The sequence below is a fragment of the Vibrio sp. 99-8-1 genome (genome assembly GCF_013114595.1).
Classification (GTDB): domain Bacteria; phylum Pseudomonadota; class Gammaproteobacteria; order Enterobacterales; family Vibrionaceae; genus Vibrio.
The window spans coordinates 1-9,666 of the sequence record NZ_VTXE01000062.1; the positions used below are offsets into that span (position 1 = coordinate 1).

The window sequence follows — 9,666 nt, forward strand, 5'->3', positions numbered from 1 at the left end:
GGCGTGTTGATGTGCTCCCAAAGGGCGAGTTTTATTGGCTCCTGCTCTGTGTTACTGATTCTTGCCGTAGAATGACTATGCCTTCAAATCAGTGCCTTGATCAGAAGCCAATAAATTCTCGCTGAACAAGTTACTTGAGTATACATGTTATGGGTTACAAGTATCATTATCATTACTAACCGGAGGGTTTGTATCTAAACTCGCCTCTGTATCGCCACATATTCGATCAATACGCCCATCAAAATACTCAATCCCTCGGGCCCACTGACCATTCTCATCATGCACATCTTTTACAAGATAGTTTGTTGCTTGGGTATAATCATATCGTGCTCTTGCCCATGCAGAAGCACCGTGACCTTCTTCACTATAAAAATCGACATCAATAAATGAGAGGGAGTTTAGTACCGTATGCGAGATGTTATCTGGGTTATTTCCCAAAGTGAAATGTCCAGAGTACTGAGGGTGAAACCCACCATTCGGATACATTAATCGAGTTTTATTGGTTAAAATATTTCCATTGCGAAGACGTACCCCAAGCACTTGCCTTGATGGATTGGATGCTAATGTCACTGTCTTACACTCATCCATATCGGCAATAGCTGCTGAAGAAGCGTGATTCTCGATATTGTAGATAACCCCACTGCCAACTTGCTTATAATTTTCTAAATACACGCATGTGTATGTGTTGCTATCGGTCGTTCTGTCATCCAGCAAATAGCTAGACTCAAGTTTGATGGTTTTATCGTGATTGTAAATATAGCGCATGATCTCATGGGTTTCCGTGGTAATCACGTTTGTTAAATCATCACTATTCACATGATCATACTTTCTTATATAGCCATCTTCCGTGGTAATGTGCTGATAACGAATAGTATCTCCATCATCTTCAAAGTAACTTACCCGTACATAAGTTGCGTCTGGGTTTCCTGCTTTTAACGTGGTTTCATTTTCAAAAGCAACTTTAAGTTTACTCACGGTCTCTTTCGCTTTCGTATGTAACGCATTGTTGCCCGATGCCACGTAGTCAGAGTATAAGTTCAACGAACTGACGGCGTATTTTTCCATCACCTTATCTTCTTCTTTGGCCACTAGCTGTTTGAGTTCCTCTACCTTCGATTCATCTGATACCAGCTCTGAACACCCCATTTCTAAGCCATCTAGATGTAAATTACTGTTTGCACCATTCCAAACTTCCGTTGTGATTGGAGTGACATATACCTCAGATGTTGAATTCTTAAAAGAGAGCGGGGGAAAGGTCATTTTGTAAGGTTCGGTCACTGGTGTATTTGGGGTGTCACTATCGATCGCGCCAACAGGAACTACCGCGACATACGGTACATGCTTCCAGCATGGCTGAGCACTAATCGTCTCTTTGGTAAACTCAAATGATCCATTTGCCCCTGTTGTCGTTGAAGGCTCTCCAGCATCATGCTGAGAGTTGAAGTTGAGATCCATAAATATCTTGGCTCCGGTAATATAGCCATCGATAAGTTTCCCTGTCACTTTTTGATCGGTTGCACTGTCTGCACTATCTCCGCCACACCCGAATAAACTAGTGCAGCTTAACCATGCCACTATAATTTTGTTTAATGGGATATTCATAACTACCTCGACTTGTTACTGCTTTTAACGTTATTTTCTTAAGGTAAAGTTATGTTTGAGGTGCTTTTTTTTCATCACCCGTATGGGTGAAAATGACAAATTCAGTAGTAAAAAGCAGTGATGTCTGATTGGATTTATTAGGCTGTTAGAGGGATACAATAAGCTCAAGCAAACAGGACACACAGCAATAAGCATCTCATGTTTACAACTCGTTGAGCATTTGGAACATCATGATCCCATCGCTAAGCAAACCATTAAGAGCAGACTGCATGCTATGTCGTTCAAAACAACTGACTGATTTGATGCTTCTCACCAGACAAATAACAACAATGAGTAAATAATTACTCACACAATTCAATCGAAGTTTCGGTTTAAGAGTCGGCATACTCCCCTCCCCCAGTTTATTAAGTTCTCTAATGAGCGGAGCGGAACGAAAACTGAATAAAGTTCACTATTGCCAACAAAAGAAAGGCAGATTCATCATTCTTCACCTTTGCTAGCCACATGCGTTTCTAGGTAGGTGATACAGGCACAGCGCAATAGAGATGTGAAGTTTCTCATATCTAAATTATTGTCTAGCGCTTCTATATACAGCTTAGATATAAATAAACCAATTGTTTTTCCTTGAGAATGAGATAACTGGTTTAGTATGTCCCAAAATATGTTCTCCAGACGAATGCTGGTAACTTGGCCACAAATTCGAACAGATCGAGTTGTTTTACAGTAGATGGAAGGATTACCTCCAAATAAAAATAAACACATAATAATCATCCTTCTCAGTAGCTTGAGACATGGAATATACCGAACAGCTTTCTCAAATTGAATGATTTAAAAAACAATAAAAATAATAAAACGCACTAGTTATTATACGAAATATAGATAAAACATTTATAATTTATTAGTCAACTTCATATACATCTTTTAATATCAACATTTTCAATTTTGACATTCCCTGCAAAGAAGAAGATACCCCACTTGTACCAAAACCACTCATTTTATGTCCACAAAACGGTATTTCGAAACTTCGATGGAGACTTGCCCCATTAACAACAAACACACCAGACTCTATTCTCTTTGAATAGCTGATGGCTTTTTTGTAATCTTCGGTAAAAACAGAAGCGCTTAATGCGTATATTGAAGAGTTGGCAATATTGATGGCATCTTCTTCATTATCAAATGGAATAATCGCGACAATTGGCCCCAGTATTTCCATGTCGGATGCCACATCTGCCGTTGATGGAATGTTGGTTATTATCGTCGGAGTGTAACGAGAGCCAAACCGTCGGCCACCATACACAAGCTTTCCTCCCTGACTTAAGGTGAGTTTAACCTGTCGCTCCACTTCTCTTGCCGCTTCTTGGCTTATTAAACAACCGATGTTTGTTAATTGATCCTGAGGGGAGCCGTAACGTAACTTGTCCAGTTGCTCAACGCTTTTATCAACAAAGCGTTGAATTTGAGAGCTGTGAATAATAAAACGTTTGCTGGCTGAGCAGACTTGACCAGTATTGTACATACGCCCCTGTATCATCTCTTTAACAGCGAGATCCGTATCAGCATCCTCACAAACAATAAATGCATCATTGCCACCAAGCTCAAGAGAAACTTGTGCAAGACGATCACTACAACTTTTCGCCACCTTTAAACCTACTCGTGTCGAACCAGTAAAGGAAACCATTTTGATATCGGGATGACGCGTCAGTATCGGTCCTAGTTCTTCACCGTGACCTATCACAACTTGGATAACACTTTGTGGGACACCCGCCTGTTTTAATAAGCCGACTAATTCTCGAACAGCTAATGGTGTTTCAATTGATGGTAAAACAATCACTGCGTTCCCCATCATCAATGCCGGTGCGACTTTTTGGCAAAATAGATCACAAGGAAAGTTAAACGGTAAAATGCAGGCAATAACCCCAAGAGGCTCCCGCGCAGATATCTGAATATTTGCTTGCTGGCCAGCTTCACTTTCGCCAGGAAACGATAAATTATTAAGGTGTTTGGCTTTTTCGATAAATGCGAGAAAGCCAATAATAATATTGTTTATCTCTTTTATCGCTTCAGAAATAGGTTTCCCTGACTCTTGAGAAAGTAGCGAACCAAGAGCACTTTTATTTATTTTCACTAACTCGACAAATTTATATAATATTTTCGCTCTGTCATTGAGCAGCTTTGCTGACCACTCTTGCTGTCCTAAAACGGCATTATGGATACAACGTATAACATCAACCTCTTTAGTTTTCTTTATTTCCTTTACCAGTTCATTGTCATAGGGGTTCACTACTCTTAAATAATTTTCACTTGCCATTTATTATCCCAACATAAGTCGCCGTCATTAAACAGCTGCCATTAAAAAATGGAGCAAATACATTCCATAAAAATCATTTTTAATTTATTTTAATATTTTTATTTATAAGCCAAACAATTAATTTCAGCTTGATATTTTATTATTTAAACAAGAAGAATTTAGAACGATGTAGTAGTTATATATGATCTTTTATTGCTGTGATTTCTGCCAATTAATAAATAAACTTAGTGAAACAGAAAGAGGCCACAAGGCTTACATGTCACGTTATGACCTTTTATCCACATCATCTGTTACCTACATGACTTAAAGAAGTAAAGTTTAAAGGAGCGTATTAACACGCTCCTAAACGGTATCAGTAACTTAGCTAGAACACTGTTTCTTAGATCACTCGGGATAGATTAGTTTTCGGAACTCATCAAATGGCACCGGACGGCTAAATAGATAACCTTGAGCCGCCTGACAATGATTCTCTCGCAAAAAGTGCTGCTGTTCCTCATTCTCCACTCCTTCCGCAATCACTCCCAGTTTTAAACCTTTAGCCATAGCAAGAACGGCCAATACTATCGCACGATTGCTTTCAGATCCCGTTAACTCTTTGATAAAAGAACGGTCGATCTTTAAATGATCGATAGGTAATTTTTGCAAATACGAGAGAGAGCTATAGCCAGTACCAAAGTCATCGATGGCAACGCTAATTCCTAACTTTCTCACCTCTTCTAAAAAGAAGCGTATTTTATCAAAGTCATCCACCAGCACCCCTTCCGTCAACTCTAGTTCTAAGAACGAGGCATCAATATTATTCGCTTGTACGCTTTCGCGAATAAAATCTAGTAAGTTGCTATCACTCACCTGTGCAGGTGATAAGTTAACCGATAATTTGATCTCTAAGTTCTGTTTATGAAGTTCCGCCAATAGCTTACTTGCTTGCTGAATAACCCACTGGCCAATAGCCAGTATCAAGCCTGTTTGCTCTGCAATTGGGATAAATTCATCAGGAGAGACGACACCATAAGAAGGACGAAGCCAACGTATCAGAGCCTCAGCTTTAACAATTTTACGCGTCTCTAAGTCCAGTACTGGCTGCAAGTAAAGCTCAAACTGCTGCTCTTTAATTGCTTCTCTCAATGCCGCTTCCAACTCGTTTCGTTGACGTAACTGCTCTTTGAGTTCGGCAGAATAAAACTGAACGGCTCTTTTGCTCTCTCTTTTTACAGTAAATGCCGCAAGATCAGCATATTTCATTAGATCTTCGGCACTTTCACTATCAAGAGGAAAATGAGCAACACCAATGTTAATTTCAACATTACAACGATATTGCGACAACACTTGAAATGGTTCATTGACCGCTTCAACCAAGCGTTCACTCACCAGAGCACAAGCAAGCTCATCATCGTGATGAAATATAGCGGAAAACTCATTTCCACCAATCCGAGCAAGTAGGTTATCACTCCCTAAAATAGGTTGCATACGAGCAACAATGTCTTTAAGGATTTGATCGCCAGCAGAGTAGCCATAGGTTTCGTTAATGCGTTTCAGATGTTTTACGTCAATCTGTAACACATAAAAATCCCTATTAAGCTCAATCGCATTTTGTAGGCACTGCCAAAAATATTGTCTGTTCGGTAATCCGGTTAACACATCAAAATAGGTGAGTTTTTCATTGCTTTGTTGCAGGTACTTTTCTCGGCTTACATCAGTGACTAAAAATACCCAGTAGTTCACAGCATCTTTATCGGTGACAGGGCAGATAGTGACTTGTAACCATCGGCTCAGTTCTGGCGGTTTTAACCAATAAACTTCACCACTCCATCGGCTTGAGGTATCAAATACTCGTTGAAGTTCAGGAGATTGACGTCGGCATAATTCCAATAACATTTTCGCAGGATTGCCACTTTTTGGTTTTGCCGCATCAAACAAGTAGTAGAGGGCAGGGTTTTGCTCTATTGCGTGCATGTCTTTGTCAAAGATAGCGATACCAAAATCTGCACTTTCTATCACATCCTTTACCGGCAACTTCACATCACTAAGCTGTTGGTTACATACCGTTAATTCTTCTATTCTTGACCGAATTAACTCATGCTGTTCCAAAATAGTGTCGTTAGATATCAGTAACTCTCGAGCGATTTGTAGGGTATTTTGTCGACGGTTATATTCATTTTCTAAATTAAAAATAACCAAAAAGTGCTCACCATTACGACTAATAGCAGAGGCTTCAAGTCGCAACAATTGATTGTCTATCTGTTCACTCCAAATGCCTGAGTTTATCTTTCCCTCGACTCCTTGGTTCCAAAACTCAACAGCATCATAAAGAAAGTCCACTAAGTAGGCAGGTTCTTGCTGAAAGGTAAATGTTTGATCAAGTTGCAAATGCTGATTAGGAAACAGTGAATAGAGCCAGTTTTCATTGGCATAGAGTAATTTATAACGCCCTTCACTCAATCGCTGTACAACCGAGCAATCAAGTATTCCCATATCCTCAAGAAAAGACGCTAACATATCAACCTACCTGTTGATTAACTGTAAATTCCGCTACGCGAAAAAATAACTCTTCAACACCTGCACCTGTTTTTGCGCTGGTTTGGTATTGCTCTCTAAACATTGTGTGCAGTTCACTATGCTCTGCAATGTCCCATGTTTGTGCCATTGGCAAATCACACTTGTTGATAACAAGTGTGATAGGAATATTACCCGCCGCTCGAACCAAGCGGCATATTTCTAGTCCGTCTAATAGTGATTGAGGTCGAGTTTGATCAACGACAACAATAGCCGCAGCCGCCCCTCGCAGAAACTTAGCGTTAAATCCCGCATAGCGATCAACACCTTCAATATCCCACAACATGAGCAGCACTTCTTGGTCATCAAGGCTTACGCATTTCTTGTCTATTTTAACCCCTATGCTGGTGAGATATTTTTCTGAAAAAATACCTTCTACATATTGTTTAACTAGACTGGTTTTACCTACACCTGAACCACCTAACATGCATATTTTTTTTTGTATCATCTAATTTTGCACTCTCTCCGAACTTTCAGGTAAAAACTTAATTACCCCAAACGCTACACGTCGAGCACCGTAACTTGAATCTAAAATCCCTAAGCCAACGGATCTCACTATATTTGGATCAACACCTTGTTCTATTAACTTGTCTCTCACCACATCAGCACGTTTTTTACTCAATATTTGATTATAGCCCTTGGTGCCGAGAGGATCGCTAATTCCCATAATTACTATCTGTATACTTTGCTTTAACTTGGATGACATCTCTGTCACGGAAATCACTGTCCCACTTAAACTTTCTAACGCCCGCACTCCTTGCTCGTTCAAACTACTCTGGTCGTTCTCAAAATGAATGCTCACGCCTTCAATTGTGGTAATTAGTTGGTCGAATAAAAACTGATCTAACAAGCCACCATTTATGCTGTGCTGACTCACCGTGACTTGCTGCAATATCTTCGCCATTTCAGGGCTGTCTGGTAATCTATCTATCCGCTTTTGAATTAACCGATAGCGTTGAGGTGACAGCTCTCCAACAAGCTGAGTGTTAGATGATTCATAGGTCAACTCTGGAAAGTCGTTTAATATTGCATTAATTCGGCGTTGCAGTAATTCAGGCTCTAATGACTGAAATGGCTGTTCATTGATCTGCCATGGAACATCAACTGAGGCAGTCTCACCAATCCAGCTAGTCACAGGTTGAGCAATGGGATCTCTTAACACATCAACGCATATTTCATTTTCACAACGTTCAGCATTGAGTAACACGATACCAGCCGCAGGCGGCAACTGGCTGACTTGCCATGCGTAGTAATCTAACTGCCAACGTTCATATAAATAATAGCCGATAAATGAGAATAGACCGAAAAGCAAAACTAACGCCAACCAAGGTCTCTTCTTAACCACATCTTCTTGCTGCTTTTGCTGGGAAAGCAAACAGTCTGTTAGTTGTTGTTCGGTATTATCAAATGGCGCTGAGTTTCCATCGTATGTCTCAAGTTCATCACCATAAATTCGGTGAATATCCTCTAAGGTTAACTGTAGCTGCTCACCTAAGTGAGAAGGAACGGTTCCTGACACTGATACTGCGGCGACAAGTATGGCCCTTGGTCCACGCTTTATCAGCAGTGTAAAGTCATCTGTTTTGATCTCGTCTAAGCTTTGCTCACTGCTATCGTCTTGCTGTGAAAAAGAGTCGGAAACAAAGTCATTTATGGCGGTAAGCATCGCCGAGACCATGTCGGCATCGGTGGTTTGAGTTTTATCTTTTACTACCGTATTCAGTAGTAAGCCAGTGTCTTGATGAATAAGAAGTACTTGTTCAACTCGGAACAAAAATGTTTGGCTGACCACATACTGAGAGTAACTGACCCCTGCTTGCCACGCTTTAACGCGCCATTTCAGCCCTTTATAGGTCAAACTGCTTTCTAAAAGTGCATTGGTTTGCTCAACAATTTCAGAAAGAAAGGCGCTAACTGACTTTCGGACTAAACTACCGACCAAAGGATAGAGGTAGCTGACAAATTGCTCTTTTCTTGCGACAACAGACGCCTCCACCGATTTCTCTACTAGCGGCGTAAGTACTTTACTCACCGTGCCATCTGATTTTTGGCGATCGTGTAAAGCTTCGGTTAGAACATTACTCACAATGTCTCGTGCATTCTCCTCCATGGTATCTCGGACAAGTTTATTGTTGTCACCCAAGAGTAAATGGCGAATATGCTTCATCTGTGTATGTTCTTCTGTATCAGTCCCCTTACGGTTACTCATAACTCAACTCAAAAATTTTCGTCAGTTTCAAGATTGTCAGCCACGGTAGCCAGAAGCCTAGCCAGGGTTTTTCTATCTGTCTTAGAGGTGTTGAGTTCTTTTTTCACTTGGTTAAGGAGTTCAATTGTTTGATCATGCTGTTGAGTAAACTTATCTGTTAGCTGATCTATTTCGTTATCTAACCGTTTATGAAGATCGTCGTCCTGTTGCTTGCTGTTCGCGTCGTTCATTTCGATTTCAGCCGCAAGTTTGTCAGCATAAGCGCTTAACTGAGATGTTTTTTCGTCGTGTTGATTGTCCACCCATGAAATACGATCTTCTAAGGTGTGAACATTATCTTGGAGGGAAGCTTGCATATCAGCCATCTGCTTTTGCAAACTGTTCGCTGCGTCGTTAAAGCCTTCACGCATCTCTTGTTGAAGAGCCGCAAGACGGGCTTCAAGATCGGCTTTGGCCGAGCCGAATACAATATCTCTAAGTTGATCCAACTCAGAAGTATTCACATCCGCGCTGCTATTCTCTGTTTCTGTTTCTATTTCTTCTACTTGTTCGTTAACCTCAACCTCATCGTGCTCAGCCATTATAATTTCCTTATTCAAACCAACTTACGTTTTGCTGCGATTCAATCGTATCGCACAACTCAAACTCTGGACGAAAATCACTTTTTCCTAATTTAATATACACCTAACTAATAATAAGGATCTAATTTCATAAGTAATTTAATCTCCTTTATGAGAAATAGAACTGACCTGAAGTACTTGCTACAAAAATAACCTCGATGATTACAGTAGCTAGCTAAGCACGTTCTCTTCTCTCATTCTGATATTACTGATTATCTCTTTTTTGCAGTAGCAAGTTACCCATTAATTAACTATAGGTAACTTGCTTATAAATATACTCAAGTGACCTCAAGGTGCTTGTTCAGCGAGAATTTATTGGCTGCTGATCAAGGCACTGATTTGAAGGCATAGTCATTCTACGGCAAGAATCAGTA

Annotated in this window: 7 protein-coding genes; all 7 read right to left on the minus strand. The window is 40.3% G+C overall.

Annotated features, from left to right (window positions below; genetic code table 11):
* Positions 1–147: 147 nt before the first annotated feature.
* The 7 genes from F0227_RS21440 to F0227_RS21470 all read right to left on the minus strand — a co-directional run bounded on the left by F0227_RS21440 (position 148) and on the right by F0227_RS21470 (position 9,253).
* Positions 148–1,602, minus strand: a complete 1,455-nt coding sequence (locus tag F0227_RS21440) for a hypothetical protein (RefSeq protein ID WP_171755290.1) — start codon at positions 1,600–1,602, stop codon at positions 148–150.
* 480 nt (positions 1,603–2,082) lie between these two features.
* Complete coding sequence (locus F0227_RS21445) at positions 2,083–2,364, minus strand: ribbon-helix-helix domain-containing protein (protein WP_171755291.1); 282 nt, start codon at positions 2,362–2,364, stop codon at positions 2,083–2,085.
* A gap of 136 nt (positions 2,365–2,500) precedes the next feature.
* A complete protein-coding gene (locus F0227_RS21450; protein ID WP_171755292.1) occupies positions 2,501–3,910 on the minus strand; it encodes an aldehyde dehydrogenase family protein in 1,410 nt (469 codons plus the stop codon).
* Positions 3,911–4,294: 384 nt separating this feature from the next.
* A complete protein-coding gene (locus F0227_RS21455; protein WP_171755293.1) occupies positions 4,295–6,406 on the minus strand; it encodes a bifunctional diguanylate cyclase/phosphodiesterase in 2,112 nt (703 codons plus the stop codon).
* 1 nt (position 6,407) lies between these two features.
* Positions 6,408–6,911, minus strand: a complete 504-nt coding sequence (locus F0227_RS21460; protein ID WP_171755294.1) for a Rab family GTPase — start codon at positions 6,909–6,911, stop codon at positions 6,408–6,410.
* Positions 6,912–8,672, minus strand: a complete 1,761-nt coding sequence (locus F0227_RS21465; protein WP_171755295.1) for an OmpA family protein — start codon at positions 8,670–8,672, stop codon at positions 6,912–6,914.
* Between the two features lie 8 nt (positions 8,673–8,680).
* Positions 8,681–9,253, minus strand: coding sequence for a hypothetical protein (locus F0227_RS21470; RefSeq protein WP_171755296.1), 573 nt, complete (start codon positions 9,251–9,253; stop codon positions 8,681–8,683).
* Between the last annotated feature and the right edge of the window lie 413 nt (positions 9,254–9,666).

What these genes read in the sequence shown, in the direction of transcription:
- F0227_RS21455 (WP_171755293.1), bottom strand. Translation starts at nt 6,406, where the DNA reads ATGTTAGCGTCTTTTCTTGAGGATATGGGAATACTTGATTGCTCGGTT.
- F0227_RS21445 (WP_171755291.1), bottom strand. Translation starts at nt 2,364, where the DNA reads ATGTGTTTATTTTTATTTGGAGGTAATCCTTCCATCTACTGTAAAACA.
- F0227_RS21470 (WP_171755296.1), bottom strand. Translation starts at nt 9,253, where the DNA reads ATGGCTGAGCACGATGAGGTTGAGGTTAACGAACAAGTAGAAGAAATA.
- F0227_RS21450 (WP_171755292.1), bottom strand. Translation starts at nt 3,910, where the DNA reads ATGGCAAGTGAAAATTATTTAAGAGTAGTGAACCCCTATGACAATGAA.
- F0227_RS21465 (WP_171755295.1), bottom strand. Translation starts at nt 8,672, where the DNA reads ATGAGTAACCGTAAGGGGACTGATACAGAAGAACATACACAGATGAAG.
- F0227_RS21440 (WP_171755290.1), bottom strand. Translation starts at nt 1,602, where the DNA reads ATGAATATCCCATTAAACAAAATTATAGTGGCATGGTTAAGCTGCACT.
- F0227_RS21460 (WP_171755294.1), bottom strand. Translation starts at nt 6,911, where the DNA reads ATGATACAAAAAAAAATATGCATGTTAGGTGGTTCAGGTGTAGGTAAA.